The following is a 17,275-nucleotide window of genomic DNA, read 5'->3' on the forward strand; positions in this document are numbered from 1 at the left end:
CGGCCGACAATCGGGTCGCGGTCTCCGCAGCCTGTGGATAACCTCGCCGGCATGTACTCTCCGACCCCCGAGGACTGGCACGAGGCGAACCGTGCGAGGTGGGACGAGCGCGTCCCGATACACGCCGCCAGCCCCTACTACGACCTCGACGCCTTCCGCGCCGGCAAGGACGCCCTGCGGGACTTCGAGCTCGCGGAGGTCGGCGACGTCACCGGACGCACCCTGCTCCACCTCCAGTGCCACATCGGTCTCGACACCCTCTCCTGGGCCCGGCACGGCGCCTCCCACGTCGTCGGCCTGGACTTCTCCGAGCCCGCCGTCGAGACGGCCCGTTCGCTCGCCGCCGACCTGGGCCTCACCCAGGACCGGGCCGCCTTCGTCGCCGCCGACGTGTACGACGCGGCCGGGGCCGTCCCCGACAGCTCGTACGACATCGTCTACACCGGCGTCGGGGCCCTGTGCTGGCTTCCCGACCTCGATCGCTGGGCGGAGACCGCCGCCTCGCTCGTCGCCCCCGGCGGCTTCCTCTACGTGGCCGAGTTCCACCCGTTCACCGACTCGCTGGACGACGAGACCGGCGGCCGGGTCGTGCACGACTACTTCGTCCGCGACCCGTGGGTGGACACCACGCCCGGCACGTACGCCGACCTCGCCGCCCCCACCGTCCACAACCGCAGCGTGGAGTGGGTGCACCCGGTCGGCGAGGTCGTCACGGCGCTCGCGCGGGCGGGCCTGCGCATCGAGTTCCTGCACGAGCACGACGTCTCGCTCGTCCCCCGCTACGGCACGCTCCAGCGGCACGAGGACGGCTACTACCGCTTCCCGGCGGACCGTCCCCGCGTCCCGCTGATGTACTCGGTCAAGGCGTCCCGCCCGGTCTGAGGCCCCGGTTCCATCCGGACCGATCCCCTCGGCCCCCGCCCGGAACCGGTGGGGCGGAATGTCTGCGATGCGGAGTTGGTCGCGGTGCGGGGGAGCCCACGGCGCACGGATCGGCGCCGCACGCGCCCCTCCCGTGACGAATTCCCCGGTATCCCCGCGTCCCCTCCGCCGATCCCTGGTAAACCCGGGAGGTCGGTTCCGGGCCGCAGGGGTCCCGGGAGCACCACGGCGCGCGGGTCGGGGGAAGGACGGGGGATGACAGGACAGCCACGGGGGAGCGGGCACCCGACCGGAGGCGGGGCCGGGACCGTGCCCCGGACCGGGGCACCCCCCGGGAGCGAACTGGTGTGGGGCGAGCCCGTGACCGCCGACCAGCTCGCCGCGGCCGAACGCGGATACGCGGGCTGCGGGCCGGACGAGCGGCTCCTGTGGGAACGGCTCTCCGTCTTCGAGGGCGCCTTCGACCGGGACGCCGTCCGCGCGGTGTGCGCCTCCGGCACGCTCCCCCCGGCACGGGTGGGGGCGGCCCTCGACCGGCTCGCCCCCCTCGCGCTCCTGCCCGTCGACGACCTCTTCGAGGGCGAGCGGGCCACGGCCCGCTACTGGATGCCGCACCCCCTGCGCGCGGTGGGCGCACGCCGGCTCACCGAACGCGGCGACCGCCCGGCCGTCGTCCTCCGCCACCGCCGGTGGTGCGCGCGGCTCGCCCGGCGGGCCGCCGACCACTGGCAGGACGGACGCCACCTCGACGCCCGCGACCTCGCCCTCCGGGAACTCCCCGACCTGGCCGTCGCCATGGACCCGACGACCACACCGCCGTCCCCGTACGCCGGGGCCGGCCCGGCCGTCGGGATCGTGGTCTCCCTGTGGTTCCTGTGGGTGGCCTGCGGGCGGGTCGAGGAGGGCCGGGCCCGCCTGCGGCACGCCCTCGCCCTGCACCCCGGGCCGCCGCCGGCCCGCGCCCTGTGGCTCGCCGCCTACCTGGAACTGGAGGCGGGCCGTCCGGCGGACGCCGACCCGCTCCTCGTCCGGGCGCGGGCGGCGGCCGAGCGGGACGGCGACGGCCGCTGCCTGGGCCTGCTCGCCCACCTGCGCGGCACGGCCGACCTCTTCCGGGGACGCACGCGCGCGGCGGCGGACGGATTCCGCGAGGCGCTGGCCCTGACGGGCGAGGACCCGGACCTCGGGCCGACCCGGGAGCTGTGCTGGTCCGCGCTCGCGCTCTCCCTCGGCCGCACCGACCCGGAGGCGGCACGGAAGGCCCTGGACCGGCTGCCGTCCGAACGGTCCGGGCGGCGGGCCGGGGAGGGCGAGGCCCTGTGGGCCGACGCGTGGGCGCACCAGGCGCGTGCCGGGCTCCTCGCCCGGGACGGGGAGGGGGAGCGGGCCGTCGGGCACGCCCGGTGGGCGCTCCGGAGCCACTTGGCGCTCGGTTCGGCGTCCGGCGCGTCCGGCGCGGCCGAACTCCTCGCCGAACTGCGGCTCATGACCGGGGAGCCCGTGTCCGCCGCCCGCCTCCTGGGCGCCGTGGACGTGCTGCGGACCTCCGTCTTCGGGGACGCGTACCGCCCGGCGGCGTCCTGCGCGGCGTCACGGGACCGCAGCCGGAGGGCGCTCGGGAAGGCGCTCGACGGGGCGGAACTGCGCCGGGCGTACGAAGAGGGCGCGCACCTGGGTCTGTTCGCTCTCGCGGAAGCCCCTTAGGGGGCCGGGGCCGGGGCCGAAGGCGGGACGGCGGGACCGGGGTCCTCGACGGGCTCGCCCCGTATCCCCGTGTCCCGTGCCCTCGTGCCCCCGTACCTCCGCACCGCGCCGTCCCCCGCCCGGACGCGGATCTCAGGAGAGCCAGGACATCCCGATGATCAGGAAGACCACGAAGGCGATGGCCCCGGCCACGGCGGCCGTCTTGCGCGGGCGCCGCCGGGAGAGTTCCGCGAGCCCGCCACCGGTACCGGTGGACGTACCGGCGGGACGCTCGCGCCGCCGGGAAGGAGGCGCGGCGGCGAACCCGGGGCCGGTCGCCGGCGGCGGGGTCGGGACGGTCGCGTGCGGGGGCAGGGGCGCGGGCCCGGCGGCGGCGGGCGGCGGCCCGGCGGGACGGTGCTGCGGGGCGGGGGACCGGGCCGGGGCGGGACGCCCGTAGGAACGCCAGGCGCCGGAGGAGAACCAGTCGGCGATCGCCTGCGCGGACGGCCGCTGCTCGGGCTGCTTGGCCAGCAGGCTCAGCAGGTACGACTCGAACTCGGGCGGCAGCGCCACCCCGAGGTGCGCGGGCGGGGTCGGCGGGGTGTCGATGTGCTGGTACAGCAGGGCCGTCGCGGTGTCCGCCCGGAACGGGGGTCTGCCGGTCAGGAGCTGGTAGAGCACACAGCCCAGCGAGTACACGTCGGAGGCGGACGAGGCGGGCTGTCCGAGGGCCCGCTCGGGCGCGAGGTAGAGGCCCGTGCCCACGATCTGCCCCGTCGTCGTGAGCGCCGCCGAGGGGTCGTCCACGAAGCGGGCGATGCCGAAGTCGGCCAGCTTCACCGTGCCTTCGGCGTCGATGAGCAGGTTGCCCGGCTTGATGTCCCGGTGCACCACGCCCTGGCGGTGCGCGGCCGCGAGTCCGGCGGCGGCGTGCGCGGCGACCACGGCGACCCGATCGGGCGGCAGGATCAGGGGCTCGGACGGGCTTCCGGCGAGGCTGTCGCCCTCGACCAGCTCCATGACGAGGAACAGCTTCCCGTCCCACGTGCCGAAGTCGAAGACGCCCACCACGTGCGGGTGGCTCAGCCGGGCGGCGGTCTGGGCCTCCAGGCGGAACCGGTCCCCCGCGGAGGGGTCGGCCGCGTTCGCCAGCATCAGCTTCACGGCCACGGCCCGGCCGAGGACCTCGTCGGTGGCCTGCCACACCTCGCCCATGCCGCCCCGGCCGATACACACGTGAAGCCGATATCGGTCCGCGACCAGCACCTGGAGACCACCCTTTCGAAGATCGATCAACCTCTCGGACGAGGACCAGCGTAGAGCCGTGCGGCCGCGGCCCTCGCCGCGCTCCCCTCTTCCCGGGGCCCCCGCCGTGCACGGCGTCCGTGGCACGGGTGAACGGGAGGTGGCCCCGGGCGACTAGCATCGCGCTCCGGGACTGCTGTCGACGGACGGCGGACACGGGACGGAGTGGAACGTGGCACGACCCCGTATGGGTGTGGCGGTACTGACGATGGGCACGCGCCCCACCGAGCTGCGGGCGCTGCTCGACGCCGTGGCGGACCAGGACGAGCCGGCCGCCCGGATCGTGGTCGTCGGCAACGGCACGGGATCGCTGCCGGAACTGCCCGAGGGCGTGATCGGGGTCGAGCTCCCGGAGAACCGGGGGGTGTCGGGCGGCCGGAACGTGGCGATCGAGACGCTGCGCGGGTTCGGCGACGTCGACGTGGTGGTGGACCTCGACGACGACGGCCTCCTCGTGGACCGGGACGTCTTTCGCCGCCTGGCGGACCTGTACGAGGCGGACCCGGACCTCGGCATCGTCTCGTTCCGCATCGCGGACGAGACCGGCGAGACCCAGCGCCGCCACGTTCCCCGGCTCGGCGCGAAGGACCCCCTGCGCGGCGGGGAGGTGACGACCTTCCTCGGCGGCGGCCACGGCCTGTCGATGCGGATGCTCGACCGGATCGGCGACTGGCCGGAGGACTTCTTCTTCACCCACGAGGAGACCGACCTCGCCTGGCGCGCCCTCGACGCGGGCTGGAAGGTCCTGTACGCGCCGGAACTCCTCCTCCAGCACCCGAGGACCAGCCCCGCCCGGCACGCCGTCTACTACCGGATGACCGCCCGCAACCGCGTCTGGCTGGCCAAGCGCAACCTGCCGGCCCCCCTCGTCCCCGTCTACCTCGGCGTCTGGACCCTCCTCACCGTGGCGCGCACCCGCTCCCTCCCGGGCCTCGGGGCCTGGTTCGCCGGCTTCGCGGAGGGCGTCCGCCGCTCCGGCGGCCCCCGGACCCCGATGCGCTGGTCCACGGTCCTCCGCATGACGAAGCTGGGCCGTCCCCCGGTCATCTGACGGGTTCCGGGAGGGCCGTCCCCCGGAACCAGGAGCGGGCGCGCGGCCCCTCCCGCGTCACCGTCGGGCCGACGGGTCCGGGCCACCGCGACCGTCCGCCCGGGGGGACGGCGTCCCGTGCCCCTCCCGGTCGTCCGGACGGCCGCCCTGCGGGGGAACGGCCCCGAGCCGCGCCTCCCGCCCGGGCGTCCCCGTGCCGCCCCGCCCGGTGCCCCGCCGGAGGAGGCGGGGGAGGGCCGCGTAGAAGCGGTCGGGCAGGAACACCGCGTCCGCGACGATCATCGTGGCCGAGAAGAGGGGCAGCCCCAGGACCACCGCGATGCCGACGTGCATGCCCAGCAGTACGGCGAGAACGGGGTACTTGAGACGGCCGAAGAGCACGAACGGGAAGGCGACCTGGGTGAGAACCGTCAGGTAGGCGACGACCGCCGTCGCGAGCGGGTACTGATCCATGGCCCGGGAGAGCGCGGGCCACGGCTGGAAGAGCTCCAGGCCCAGCACGTGGTGGAGCGCGGTGCCGTCGGCCCAGAAGGAGCCCTGGACCTTGTACAGGCCGGCCGATCCGTACAGAAGACAGATCTGGGCCGCGATCACGAGGACACCGCAGTTGTGCACCACGGTGACCAGCGTGGCGCGGGCCGCCCTCAGCTCCTGGACCACGGGGCCGCGCGACCGTGCCGGCGCGTCGTCCGGACGGGACGCCCTGGTCCGTTCCCTGCGCGAGTCCACGGACCAGCGCCGGCCGCACGCGGTGAGCACGAGGTAGAGGGCCATCAGCAGGAGGAGGTTGTCGCCCCCGTCCGTCATGAAGATCGCCCTGGCGTGGAAGGAGGCCACCACGGCGGCGAAGGCCACGGACGTGGCCCGGGTCCGCCAGCCCAGCATGAACAGCGCGGACGTCACGAGGGCCAGCGCGTAGCAGGACTCGAAGTAGGCGCGGCTGTCCGACAGGATCAGAAGGCTGTACCAGCCCGTCTGGTCGAAGAGCTGTGCCGCCAACGAGGGTGTCCACGGGGAACCGGGCCCCCACATCTCGTGCCGGTGCGGGAACTCCCTCAGGAGGAAGACCAGGTAGAGCAGCCCGTAGCCGATACGCAGGACCGACGTGGCGTACAGGGACACCGGCCGGCCGGTGAGCAGGCTCCGGAGGGCGTCGGTCCGGGCGAGGAGCCGGCGGTGGAGGGTGCCGGGAGCCCGTGTCCTCCGCTCCGCCGCCCCGTCCGGCGCGGCCGTGAGTTCGCGGACCTGTTCACTTCCCACGGGGAGTCACCTTCCACCAGGGCAGGAGCCGGTTCTCCACCGGCGCCGGAGACCGGTGCCCGGCTGCGCTGCCGGGCGCGGCGACGGGCGTGGTGACGACCCGGAGCTGGATGAAGTCGAACGTGCCTCCGCGATGGCGGGCGACGCGGTCGGCGGCGATGTTGCCCAGGTACTTCCGCATCATCACGGCCCGGTCCGAGCGCGCCGTGTCGTCCGCCCCGTGTGTCTCGACGTAGGAGGCCCACGCGCGGCGCAGGAGGTTCTGGGCCGTGTGGCTGGGAAAGGGATCGTGCTCGACCGCCGCGCGGTCCAGGGCGGACAGGTCGGTCCAGGGGCCGACCCGCGACGATCCGTCGGACGCGGTGTGCGCGGTCCTCGCCCACACCCGCCGGTTCACGGATTCGGGATTGGGGGCGAAGAGCCGCCAGTTCTGTTCGAAGAGGGGGTACACCCACGCGTCGACCTGGCGGCCGTACCGCTTCGAGACGGGGTTGGGCGGCGTCACGTGGAGGAAGACGGCGCCGAGATGGACCAGGGTCACCACCAGGCACACGAGGACGGCGGCGTGCAACCCCGCCCTCACGGCCCGGACACCCGCGGACCGGCTGCCGGGAGGGCCGGCGTCGTCGTGCCGCTCCTCCGGGAGCGGACCCGCGTCGGGGCGTCGGCCCTCCCTCACGTGCGCTGAACCCATTCCGCTCGACACCGCCCGCCTCACCCTCTCGTGTCCGCCGCCCGCCGCCCGCCGCCCGCCGCCCGGGCTCTCCGGGGACCGGGCGCCGGCGGCGCGTGGCGGGATCGAGGAGTTCCGCCACGCGCCGCCGCCCGGTCCACGGGCCTCTCGCGACCCGTCGACTAGCCCTCGTGGACCTTCCGGCCCTCGGACTTCGGCGCGTCGCCGTAGCCGTAGCCGTCGTCCCCGCCGGGCTGGTCGCCGTGGCCGTGGTCCGGTACCCCGGGCGCGCCCTGATGTTCGTGGTCGGGCTTGCCGCCGTGGTCGGGCTTGCCTCCGTGGTCCGGCTTGCCGCCGTGGTCCGGTCCGCCGTGCTCGTCCGGCTTGCCGTCGTGGCCACCGTGCTGGCCCCCGGTGTTTCCGGCCGTGTTGCCCGACGTGTTGCCGGAGGTGTTCCCCGAGGTGACGTTGTTCCCCGCCGTGTTGCCCGCGATGTTCCCGGCAGTGGTGCCGGCCGTGATGTTGACGAGGGGCCCGCCCAGGAGCCCGCCGCTGACCAGACCGCCACCGATCACCCCGGTGGTGGTGCCGGTCGTCGTCCCGGTGGTGGTTCCGGTGGTCGTTCCGGTGGTGGTGCCGGTCGTGGTGCCGGTCGTCGTTCCGCTCGTGGTGCCGGTCGAGCACGAGCCGAGGAAGATCCGGTTGGTGTCGAGCGTCACGGCACCGTTACGGGCCAGCGCCCGGCCCTCGATGTTCGTCCCCGTGGTCACGTGGATGTCCGTCAGCGCCATGATGGTGCCCACGAAGGTGGAGTTCGTCCCGAGGGTGGCCGAACTGCCGATCTGCCAGTACACATTGCACGGCGAAGCGCCGTTCGTCAGGAGCACCCGGCTGGAGGACGCCGTCGTCAGGGCTTCCGGAATCTGGAACACCCAGACGGAATTCGGGTTGCCCCCGGCGTCCAGGATCAGGTCACCGGTGAGCCCGACGCCGGAGGAAGCGGTGTAGACGCCCGGAAGCAGCGTGGTGCCATTGCCGATCCCCGCCGCGAGCGCGAAGTCCGTGGCCTGACCCGCCGCGTTGTTGTACGCCGTGACCAGGTCGGACTTGGCCTGGAGCGCCACGGCGTCGGCGGCGTGCACGGCACCGAGCACTTCGCCGGGCGGGAATCCGGTGATGGCCGGGTTCGGGTGCGTTCCCAGGTCGTGGCTGATCACCGTGGGACCGGTGTTGGTGACTCCCGCACCCGCGAGAACGGAGAAGCTCGCCGCCGTGGCCAGCGGCACGGGCGTGGCGATGGCCACCGCCTGGGCGGGCGCCAGGGCCACCATCGCGGCGGCGACCGTCGCGGCGAGGGCCGAGGCCAGCAGACCGGGCAAGGTGCGGCGACGCGCCACCTCGGGGATTTTCAGCATCATCAAGGGGCCATTTTCTGTGAGGGCCGTGGCATGCCGGGCCCTGACCGAACGCCCGGAGAGCCTTGATCTTGATGGTGAATATTACGGAGGGAACTGACGGAGGCCAGGTCAAAAAGGGGAGAGTTGCGTTCGTCGGTAATTAAACCCTCGAATGCAGGGCAAATATTAAGGAATTCATATTTCCGATCATCCGGCACGTTCGCCCGGATGGGAGGCTCCTCCCCGGGGCTGCCTTCCGGCCGTGCCGTCGCCCCGGTGTCGCCTGCCCCCTGTCACCCGCCCGGCTCGCCGGTCCGTCCGTGACGCCGGGCCCCGGGATCGCCACGCCTCGTCCGACCCGCGGTTTTCCCTGATTCCGCCGGTGCGTGACGAGAAGTGCCCTCATGGGCGCGGAGGAAATTCCGCTCGTATGTCGGACGTGAAGGAATTCGAATAACTTCATGTGCTCGAATTCCACGGGCTCGGGGCGGTTCTCGTCGTGGTCCACGGCCGTTCCGCCTCGAACGGAGGGCCCGGGTCGCGCCCGTGGGCCGTGCGACGGCTCGTTCCGCCCGTGGATCACGAACGCCCCACGAGGACCCGCGCCGTCCCCGGCCCCCCGGCCCTCCGCGCCTCCCGACTGAGGAAGGGCTGTCCCGGCGACGGCGGGTGCTCCCGGTCCGGGAATCGGAACCCGCACCCGGACCCACGGCTTCCCAGGCCCCGGAAACCACTCAGGGGCCCGACCCGCTCTCGCGAATCAGGCCCCTGACCTGGTCTTACTGGCTGTCGGGGTGGCGGGATTTGAACCCACGACCTCTTCGTCCCGAACGAAGCGCGCTGCCAAGCTGCGCTACACCCCGATGTCACTGCTCTGCGTGTTCACGTCGCGGCGACATCGATTACTTTAGCCCACGCGCGCGCTCAGGCGAAATCCGGTATCCGGCGGGCGGCGCCGCAGGCCGGGCGGGGGCCGCGCGGTCAGGGGCGGGCCGTCAGCGTGAGGAGGGTGGCCTCGGGGGGGCAGGCGAAGCGGACCGGGGTGAAGCGGTTGGTGCCGCAGCCGGCCGAGACGTGCAGGTACGAGGTGCGGTTCCCGACCGTGTGGGAGGAAAGGCCCTTCACCCGGTCCGTGTCCAGGTCGCAGTTGGTGACGAGCGCCCCGTAGAAGGGGACGCAGAGCTGGCCGCCGTGGGTGTGCCCCGCCAGGATCAGCTCGTACCCGTCCGCCGTGAAGGCGTCCAGGGAGCGCAGGTACGGCGCGTGGACCACGCCCACCGTGAAGTCGGCGTCGGGGTCCGGGCCGCCCGCCACCCGGTCGTACCGGTCGCGCTTGATGTGCGGGTCGTCCAGGCCGGTGAACGCCAGCTCGGCCCCCGAGAGCTTCAGCCGGCCCCGGGTGTTGGTGAGGTCCACCCAGCCCGCCGCGTCGAAGGCGTCCCGCATGCCCTCCCAGGGGTTGTGGACGGCGCCGACGGCCGGCTTGTTGCCGTTGAGGCCGTGGCGGCCCTGCGCCTTCTCCAGCAGGTAGCGGGCGGGGTTGCGCAGCTTGGGGCCGTAGTAGTCGTTGGAGCCGAAGACGTACACGCCCGGGAGTTCCATCAGCGGCCCGAGCGCGTCCAGGACCTCCGGCACCGCCTCCGGGTCGGAGAGGTTGTCGCCGGTGTTGACGACGAAGTCCGGGCGGAGCCCCGCGAGCGACTGGAGCCAGGCCCGCTTCTTGCGCTGACCGCTCACCATGTGGATGTCGGAGACCTGGAGGACCCGCAGGTCGCCCATGCCGCGGGGGAGCACCGGGACCGTCACCCGGCGGAGCCGGAAGGAGCGGGCCTCGAAGCCCGCCGCGTAGACGAGCCCGGCCGCGGCCGTCGCCGTGAGACCTGCCGTGATCTTCAGAGGAATCCCGTACCGTGCGCGCATTCCCCCATCGTCGCAGACCCGTGCGAGGGAAATGCGCGGGCGGTACGGGGGCGGCACCTGCCACACTTGGCCCCATGACCACGCTCAAGGCGAAGCTCCAGGACGACCTCAACGCCGCGATCAGGGAGCGCGACGAACTGCGCTCCTCGACCCTGCGGCTGACCATCACCGCGATCACCAAGGAGGAGGTCGCGGGCAAGACCAAGCGCGAACTCTCCGACGACGAGGTGCGCAAGGTGATCGCCAAGGAGGCGAAGAAGCGCCGCGAGGCCGCGGAGGCGTTCGCCCAGGGCGGTCGCCCCGAGTCCGCCGAGCGGGAGCGGGCCGAGGGTCTCGTCCTCGACGCGTACCTGCCGAAGCAGCTCGACGACGAGGAGCTGGACGCGATCGTCGCGGCGGCCGTCGAGGAGGCGAGGGCGGCGGGCGCCGAGGGACCGCGCGCCATGGGCGCGGTCATGAAGATCGTGAACCCGAAGGTGGCCGGGCAGGCCGAGGGCGGCCGGGTCGCCGCCGCCGTGAAGAAGCTGCTCGCGGGCTGAGCCGCGGCAGGACGCGCGGGAGCGCGAGGGTACGAGGAAGGGCGCCCCGCACGGCGGGGCGCCCTTCCTCGTGTCCACGGGGGCCGGTGGTCCGGGGCCCGTCAGCGGTCGAAGATGCCCGGCGGGAACGAGATCCCGGGGAACGGGTTGTTCGGCTTCCGGTCACCGGGCTTGCCGTCGTTGGGCTTGCCGGGCTTGCCGGGCTTGCCGGGCTTCCCGGGCTTGTTCGGGCCCTGGTCCCCTTCCTTCTCCTTGTCCGCGGGGTTCTCGGCCCTCGGCACGGCGACGGGGACGAACGACGGGGTCTGGTCGGCGTCCAGCGCGCCCCTCATCGCGATCTTCCAGATCGGTCCGGGGAGGCAGCCGCCGCAGACCTTGTCGTAGTACTCGCCGCCGATGGTGATCTTGAACATCGACGTGTCCTTCTTGCCGATGTCGTCGCCGACCCAGACGGCGGTGGACAGGTTCGGGGTGTAGCCGACGAACCAGGCGTCCATGCGGTCGTTGGTCGTACCGGTCTTGCCCGCGTTGTCCCGGTCGTCGAGACCGGCCTTCGTACCGGTGCCGTCCTCGACGACGCCCTTCAGCATCTGGTTGATCGTGTCGGCGGTCCGGTCGCTCATCGCCCGCGAGCACTTGGTCTGCGGCACGTTGAGCTTGTCGCCGTTGGCGGCCTTGACCGACTCGATGGCGATCGGGGTGCAGTACAGGCCCCGGTTGGCGAAGGTCGCGTAGACGGAGGCCATCGACAGGGGGGTGCTGACCTCACCGCCGAGGGTGATCGAGGCGTTCTCCTCGATCGGCCGGCCGTCACCGCGTTCGTATCCGAGCTTCTTCGCCATCTGGATGGTCTCGCAGAGGCCGGCCTGCTGCTCGAGGAGCGCGAAGTAGGTGTTGATGGACTTGCCGAGCGCGCCCGTCATGTCCCAGGTGCCGGCCTCGGACTCCAGCTCGTTCTGCAGCTCCCACTTGTCGCTGCCGGTGGGGGCGCCCTTGCAGGTGCGGAAGGAACTCTTGTCCAGCTCGATCTTCCACGGAGTCGTGTAGGTCTGGGCGGGGCTGATGCCCTTCTCCAGGGCCGCGGCGGCGGTGATCGGCTTGAAGGTCGAGCCGACCTGGAAGCCGTAGGTGCTGCCGCCCATCCGGTTGCTGACGGCGAGGTTGAGCGTCGTCTCGTGCTTCTTCGGGTCCAGGCCGTACGGGCGGGACTGACCCATCGAGAGGATCTTGCCGGTGCCGGGCTGGACCTGCACCACCGAGGTGGCGACCGGGTCGTCCTTGTTGACCTTCGCGATGGCGGCCTCGTTGGCGGCGGCCTGCGCGCGGGGGCTGAGCGTGGTCCTGATGGTGAGACCGCCCAGGTTCCACAGCTTCTGGCGCTCCTCGGCCGTCTTGCCGAAGACCGGGTCGCTGAGGATCGTCTTGCGGACGTAGTCGCAGAAGAAGCCGGCGCCGTTGACGGCGGTGATGCAGCCGTTCTTCGGGGCCTTCACCTTCAGCTTGAGCGGGGTGGCCTTCGCCTTGTCCGCCTCGGCCTGGCTGATGTCCTTCACGTCGGCCATCCGCTGGAGGACCACGTTGCGGCGCTTGGTGGCCTCCTGGATGTCGTTGACCGGGTCGTAGCGGCTGGGCGACTGGACGAGGCCGGCCATCATCGCCGCCTCGCCGAGGGTCAGGTCGGCGGCGTGCTTGGAGAAGTACCGCTGGGAGGCGGCCTCGACGCCGTACGCCTGCTGACCGAAGAAGGTGATGTTGAGGTAGTTCTCCAGGATCTTCTTCTTGCCCAGCTCCTCCTCGACCTGGATCGCGAACTTCAGCTCGCGGATCTTGCGGCCGATGGTCTGCTGGGTGGCCTGCGCGACCTTCTCGGGGTCGTCACCGGCCTCCTCGACGAAGACGTTCTTCACGTACTGCTGCGTGAGGGTGGACGCGCCCTCGGAGACGCCGCCGGACTGGGCGTTGCGGTTGATCGCGCGCAGCACGCCCTTGAGGTCGACCGCCCCGTGCTCGTAGAAGCGTCCGTCCTCGATCGCGACGATCGCCTTCTGCATGTACGGGGAGATCTTCTCGATCGGGACGACCGTCCGGTCCCGCGAGTACACCGTGGCGATCAAGCCGCCCGAGGAGTCGAGGATCTTGGTGCGCTGGCTCAGCGGCGGGGTCTTCAGGTTGGAGGGGATCTCGTCGAACCCCTCCACCGTGCCCTTCGCGGCCAACCCGAGTGCGCCGGCCGCGGGCAGGGCGATGCCCGCGAGGACGGCTCCGGAGAGCACACTGACACCGAGGAACTTGGCGGCCTGCTGGGTCCCGGTCAGACCGCCGCCCGAGCGCTTCTTTGGCATGGGAGCACCCTACGTTCTCATTCGCCGGACACGCGTATATGCCTTGGCCTAAGCTGCTCCCAACTGTCACAGCGGTGCGGTCCGGCATCAGGACCCGGGTGTGGCGGCGGCAGGGACTCCCGTGAACCCGAAACGCGGGAGCCTCGTGTCCGATTCCGGTACGTGTGTCACCCGGCGTCCCTCGTGACCCCGGAGAGGAAGGGCATATCCACGTGGTATGTCCGTTATTCCACGCATGTCCATCGATCACTCCCCTGGGTGATCTGACGCGCACGCATAGTCCGTTCGGGCCATCCAAGATTGGGCCCGAAGGGGGTGTTGTGCTGTGTCCACCTTCCGTAACGTCCCAACTGGCAGCGGTGAATATGCCGCTGCCGCCGTGGGGGAGCCTCGATTCGGGAGAGGACGGCGCCGGTATGGGCTGGGTAGCTGACTGGAGTGCGCAGGCGGCCTGCCGCACTACCGATCCGGATGAACTTTTCGTGCAGGGAGCGGCGCAGAACAGGGCCAAGGCGGTGTGCACCGGCTGTCCGGTGCGGACCGAGTGCCTTGCGGACGCCCTCGACAACCGCGTGGAGTTCGGCGTGTGGGGCGGCATGACGGAGCGCGAGCGCCGCGCCCTGCTGCGTCGCAGGCCGACCGTCACGTCGTGGCGCCGGCTCCTGGAGACCGCGCGGACGGAGTACGAGCGGGGAGCGGGCCTGCTGCCCGTGGCGATGGAGGACGACGCGACGTACGAGGAGTACGCGGCGGTCGGCTGAACGCGCCGGGAGTGCGCTCCTGGCAGGCAAGGACCGACGCGCAGGCATGCCGGAACCGGAGCCCTCAGGCCGACGGACGGCGTCCGGCACGCGGGAGGGCGCGCACGGGGGCCGGTGTCCCGGCGCGCGGGAGACGCGCACGGGGACGGGTGTGCCGATGCGCGGGAGGACAGCTCAGGCCGGAAGCGTTCGTCCGGTCGTGAGGCGGTCACCGATGGCCCGCAGCCCGGCGAGGTCGTGCACGTCGCCGGGCAGGGCGGCCACTTCGGTCACCGCCACTTCGGGATGGCGTGCGGTGAAGCGGTCACGCGTCTGCTGTTCGCGGGTGAGCACCCGCATGCGCTCGGCGTGCAGACGCAGGAGGCCCGCGGTGAGACGGCCCACGTCCACAACCGGGTCCACGTCGCCGTCCGCCGACCCTCCGTCGGTTGCGACCTGGTGCGCCGGGCCTTCGTCGGTTGCGTCGTGGTCGGTCGCTTCCTCGTCCGTGGTGCCGGCTTCGTCGTGTACGTCGTCGTGCTGTACGGCCGGGTCGGCTGTGGGGGCAGCCTCTGTTACGGCGGGATCGCCGGATGGTGCGGTGGCGGCGGTGGCGAGTTCGGACGGCTCGGGGCCGGTGGCCGGGGAGCCACCCAGACGAGTCTTCCCGTCCCCCTGATCCACCATGCTCCCCGCTTCAAGATTTTCCGCGGCGGTCCGCGCCCGCTCCGCCGAGAGGGCGGAGGCTCCACTGCCGTGCACGCGGTTGAGGACGAGACCGGCCAGCGGCATCCTCTCGGCGGCCAGCCGTTCCACGAAGTACGCCGCCTCGCGCAGCGCGTCCCGTTCCGGTGTCGCCACCACGAGGAAGGCCGTGCCCGGGGCCTGGAGCAGCTTGTACGTGGCGTCGGCACGGGTCCGGAACCCGCCGAACATCGTGTCCATCGCCGCCACGAACGTCTGGACGTCGCCCAGGAACTGACCCCCCAGCAGCTTTCCGAGCGTCCCCGTCATCATCGACATGCCGACGTTCAGGAACTTCATTCCGGCCCGGCCGCCCACCTTCGCCGGTGCCATGAGCAGCTTGATGAACTTCCCGTCCAGGAAGGACCCGAGCCGCTTCGGCGCGTCCAGGAAGTCCAGGGCCGACCGGGAGGGCGGGGTGTCCACGACGATCAGGTCCCACTCGTCGCGCGCCCGGAGCTGGCCCAGCTTCTCCATCGCCATGTACTCCTGCGTACCGGCGAACCCGGCCGACAGGGACTGGTAGAAGGGGTTCTCCAGGATCGCCCGGGCCCGCGCGGGGTCCGCGTGCGCCTCGACGATCTCGTCGAAGGTCCGCTTCATGTCGAGCATCATCGCGTGCAGCTCGCCGCCGTCGGACCCCTTGATGCCCTCCACCTTGCGGGGGGTGTTGTCGAGGGAGTCGATCCCCATCGACTGGGCGAGGCGACGGGCCGGGTCGATGGTGAGGACCACGACGCGCCGCCCGCGTTCCGCCGCCCGGACGCCGAGGGCGGCCGCCGTGGTCGTCTTGCCGACCCCGCCGGAGCCGCAGCAGACGATGATGCGGGTGCCCCGGTCGTCGAGCAGCGGGTCCAGCTCCAGAACGGGAACGGTGCCGGCCCCGTCCCCGGCGGGGGCCCCGTCGGACCCACCGGGGACGGGGCTCGCGCCGAACCCGCCCGGGACGGTCCTCTCCGTGTCCGTCACGCGCCCACCCCTTGCCTCCGCAGTTCCTTCGCCAGTCGGTAGAGACCCGCGACGTCCGCCCCGTCCCCCAGGTAGGGAAGCTCGTACAGGGGCACGCCGACGCCCTCCAGGACGGTGCGCTGGGACCGTTCCAGCTCCACCCGCCGGGCGTGCTCGGCCGCCTGGTCGAGGAGTGGCCCGACCAGCTTCTCGGCGCCCGTGACGCCCACGGAGGCCAGGGTCTTCGCGACCGCCTTCCGGTGGTCGCCGGAGGCGGCCCGTACCGCCGCCCCGTCGAGGACGTGGGGCCGGACCATGTTGACCACGACCCGTCCCACCGGCAGCTCGGCCGCGCGCAGCTCCGCGATGCCGTCCGCCGTCTCCTGGACCGGCATCTCCTCCAGGAGGGTCACCAGGTGGACCGCCGTCTCGGGGGACTTGAGGACCCGCATGACGGCCTGCGCCTGGTTGTGTATCGGGCCGATCCTGGCCAGGCCGGCCACCTCGTCGTTGACGTTGAGGAAGCGGGTGACGCGGCCGGTGGGCGGCGCGTCCATGACCACGTGGTCGTAGACGGGACGGCCGTCCTTCTCCCGCCGCCGGACCGCCTCGCACGCCTTGCCGGTCAGCAGGACGTCCCGTACCCCCGGCGCTATCGTCGTCGCGAAGTCGATCGCGCCGAGCTTCTTCAGGGCCCGCCCCGCGCCGCCCAGCTTGTAGAACATCTGGAGGTAGTCGAGGAGCGCGCGCTCGGCGTCGATCGCCAGCGCGTACACCTCCCCGCCGCCCGGTGCGACGGCGATCTTCCGCTCCTCGTACGGAAGGGCCTCCGTCCCGAAGAGCTGCGCGATGCCCTGTCTGCCTTCGACCTCGACGAGGAGGGTCCGCTTCCCCTCCGTCGCGAGGGCGAGGGCGAGGGCGGCGGCGACCGTCGTCTTACCGGTACCACCCTTGCCACTGACGACCTGGAGCCTGCTCACGCTGTCGAGCCTAACCATTGGCGGCGGCGCCCAATCAGGAGGCCGCCCCGGAGAAGAGCCCTAGGGGAGAGTTCGGGGACCGCCACCGGGAAACCGTCCCCCGGCAGCGGATACAGTCGGGCCCATGACCAAGTGGGAGTACGTCACGGTGCCGCTTCTGGTGCACGCGACCAAGCAGATTCTGGACACCTGGGGCGAGGACGGCTGGGAGCTCGTCCAGGTCGTACCCGGGCCGAACAACCCCGAGCAGCTCGTGGCCTACCTGAAGCGGCCCAAGTCGTGAGCGGGACCGTCGAGGCGAAGCTCGCCGAGCTGGGCCTGACCCTGCCGGAGGTCGTGCCTCCGCTGGCGGCCTACCAGCCGGCCGTGCGGTCGGGCGCGTACGTCTACACCTCGGGCCAGCTCCCGATGGTGGAGGGCAAGCTTCCGGTGACCGGCAAGGTCGGCGCCGAGGTCACCGCCGAGGAGGCCAAGCAGCTCGCCGCCACCTGCGCGCTCAACGCCCTCGCGGCCGTGAAGTCCGTCGCCGGTGACCTCGACCGCGTCAAGCGCGTCGTGAAGGTCGTGGGCTTCGTCGCCTCCGCCGCCGACTTCACCGGGCAGCCCGGCGTCATCAACGGCGCCAGCGAACTGCTCGGCGCCGTCCTGGGCGAGAAGGGCGTGCACGCGCGCAGCGCCGTCGGCGTGGCCGTGCTGCCGCTCGACGCCCCGGTCGAGGTCGAGGTGCAGGTGGAGCTGGTCGAGGACTGACCCCGCTCCGTACGCGCGTGGCCGGCCGCCTCTCCGCGAGACGACCGGCCCTCGTGCA

The 17,275-nt window shown here is 72.4% G+C and carries 15 protein-coding genes and 1 tRNA gene; 7 read left to right on the plus strand and 9 right to left on the minus strand.

Annotation, left to right across the window (positions count from 1 at the left end):
• The first annotated feature begins 51 nt into the window (after positions 1 to 51).
• Entirely contained in the window at positions 52 to 882 is an 831-nt protein-coding gene (locus ACZ6AQ_RS17595; protein ID WP_468760581.1) for a class I SAM-dependent methyltransferase, read from the plus strand.
• A gap of 255 nt (positions 883 to 1,137) precedes the next feature.
• Positions 1,138 to 2,586 carry a tetratricopeptide repeat protein gene (locus ACZ6AQ_RS17600; protein WP_468760582.1) on the plus strand — a complete coding sequence of 483 codons (1,449 nt, stop codon included), beginning with the start codon at positions 1,138 to 1,140 and terminating at the stop codon, positions 2,584 to 2,586.
• 132 nt (positions 2,587 to 2,718) lie between these two features.
• Here ACZ6AQ_RS17600 and ACZ6AQ_RS17605 read toward each other — a convergent pair whose 3' ends face one another.
• Complete coding sequence (locus ACZ6AQ_RS17605; protein ID WP_468760583.1) at positions 2,719 to 3,834, minus strand: serine/threonine-protein kinase; 1,116 nt, start codon at positions 3,832 to 3,834, stop codon at positions 2,719 to 2,721.
• A 226-nt stretch (positions 3,835 to 4,060) separates the two neighbouring features.
• Here ACZ6AQ_RS17605 and ACZ6AQ_RS17610 point away from each other — a divergent pair, with 226 nt between their 5' ends.
• Complete coding sequence (locus ACZ6AQ_RS17610) at positions 4,061 to 4,924, plus strand: glycosyltransferase family 2 protein (protein WP_468760733.1); 864 nt, start codon at positions 4,061 to 4,063, stop codon at positions 4,922 to 4,924.
• Positions 4,925 to 4,981: 57 nt separating this feature from the next.
• Here ACZ6AQ_RS17610 and ACZ6AQ_RS17615 read toward each other — a convergent pair whose 3' ends face one another.
• From ACZ6AQ_RS17615 to ACZ6AQ_RS17635, 5 genes are all read right to left on the minus strand, one after another.
• The gene (locus ACZ6AQ_RS17615) at positions 4,982 to 6,184 is read right to left on the minus strand and encodes an HTTM domain-containing protein (RefSeq protein ID WP_468760584.1); all 1,203 of its coding nucleotides are present in this window, start codon (positions 6,182 to 6,184) and stop codon (positions 4,982 to 4,984) included.
• Entirely contained in the window at positions 6,174 to 6,767 is a 594-nt protein-coding gene (locus tag ACZ6AQ_RS17620) for a DUF5819 family protein (RefSeq protein ID WP_468760585.1), read from the minus strand. Before ACZ6AQ_RS17620 ends, ACZ6AQ_RS17615 begins: the two co-directional genes overlap by 11 nt.
• Before the next feature lie 272 nt (positions 6,768 to 7,039).
• Positions 7,040 to 8,275, minus strand: a complete 1,236-nt coding sequence (locus ACZ6AQ_RS17625; RefSeq protein WP_468760734.1) for an ice-binding family protein — start codon at positions 8,273 to 8,275, stop codon at positions 7,040 to 7,042.
• Positions 8,276 to 9,043: 768 nt separating this feature from the next.
• A tRNA-Pro gene (locus tag ACZ6AQ_RS17630) sits at positions 9,044 to 9,117 on the minus strand.
• A 118-nt stretch (positions 9,118 to 9,235) separates the two neighbouring features.
• Positions 9,236 to 10,174, minus strand: coding sequence for a metallophosphoesterase (locus ACZ6AQ_RS17635; protein WP_388691150.1), 939 nt, complete (start codon positions 10,172 to 10,174; stop codon positions 9,236 to 9,238).
• Positions 10,175 to 10,248: 74 nt separating this feature from the next.
• Between ACZ6AQ_RS17635 and ACZ6AQ_RS17640 the strand changes: the two genes are divergently transcribed.
• Positions 10,249 to 10,713, plus strand: coding sequence for a GatB/YqeY domain-containing protein (locus ACZ6AQ_RS17640; RefSeq protein WP_468760586.1), 465 nt, complete (start codon positions 10,249 to 10,251; stop codon positions 10,711 to 10,713).
• A gap of 101 nt (positions 10,714 to 10,814) precedes the next feature.
• Here ACZ6AQ_RS17640 and ACZ6AQ_RS17645 read toward each other — a convergent pair whose 3' ends face one another.
• Positions 10,815 to 13,055 (minus strand): transglycosylase domain-containing protein, encoded by a 2,241-nt coding sequence (locus tag ACZ6AQ_RS17645; RefSeq protein WP_468760587.1) that lies wholly within the window; start codon positions 13,053 to 13,055, stop codon positions 10,815 to 10,817.
• A gap of 416 nt (positions 13,056 to 13,471) precedes the next feature.
• Between ACZ6AQ_RS17645 and ACZ6AQ_RS17650 the strand changes: the two genes are divergently transcribed.
• Entirely contained in the window at positions 13,472 to 13,816 is a 345-nt protein-coding gene (locus ACZ6AQ_RS17650; RefSeq protein ID WP_030495795.1) for a WhiB family transcriptional regulator, read from the plus strand.
• A gap of 174 nt (positions 13,817 to 13,990) precedes the next feature.
• Here the strand turns inward: ACZ6AQ_RS17650 and bagB are convergent, their stop codons facing one another.
• Positions 13,991 to 15,403, minus strand: a complete 1,413-nt coding sequence (gene bagB, locus ACZ6AQ_RS17655; RefSeq protein WP_468760735.1) for an ATPase BagB — start codon at positions 15,401 to 15,403, stop codon at positions 13,991 to 13,993.
• A gap of 101 nt (positions 15,404 to 15,504) precedes the next feature.
• Positions 15,505 to 16,467, minus strand: a complete 963-nt coding sequence (bagA, locus tag ACZ6AQ_RS17660; protein WP_468760588.1) for an ATPase BagA — start codon at positions 16,465 to 16,467, stop codon at positions 15,505 to 15,507.
• 124 nt (positions 16,468 to 16,591) lie between these two features.
• Here bagA and ACZ6AQ_RS17665 point away from each other — a divergent pair, with 124 nt between their 5' ends.
• Both ACZ6AQ_RS17665 and ACZ6AQ_RS17670 read left to right on the plus strand, forming a co-directional pair.
• The gene (locus ACZ6AQ_RS17665; protein WP_106969341.1) at positions 16,592 to 16,750 is read left to right on the plus strand and encodes a DUF4177 domain-containing protein; all 159 of its coding nucleotides are present in this window, start codon (positions 16,592 to 16,594) and stop codon (positions 16,748 to 16,750) included.
• Entirely contained in the window at positions 16,747 to 17,217 is a 471-nt protein-coding gene (locus ACZ6AQ_RS17670) for a RidA family protein (RefSeq protein ID WP_388691135.1), read from the plus strand. The genes ACZ6AQ_RS17665 and ACZ6AQ_RS17670 overlap by 4 nt, the downstream gene beginning before the upstream one ends.
• The last annotated feature ends 58 nt before the right edge of the window (positions 17,218 to 17,275 follow it).

This window comes from Streptomyces sp. NPDC041191 (genome assembly GCF_055591945.1).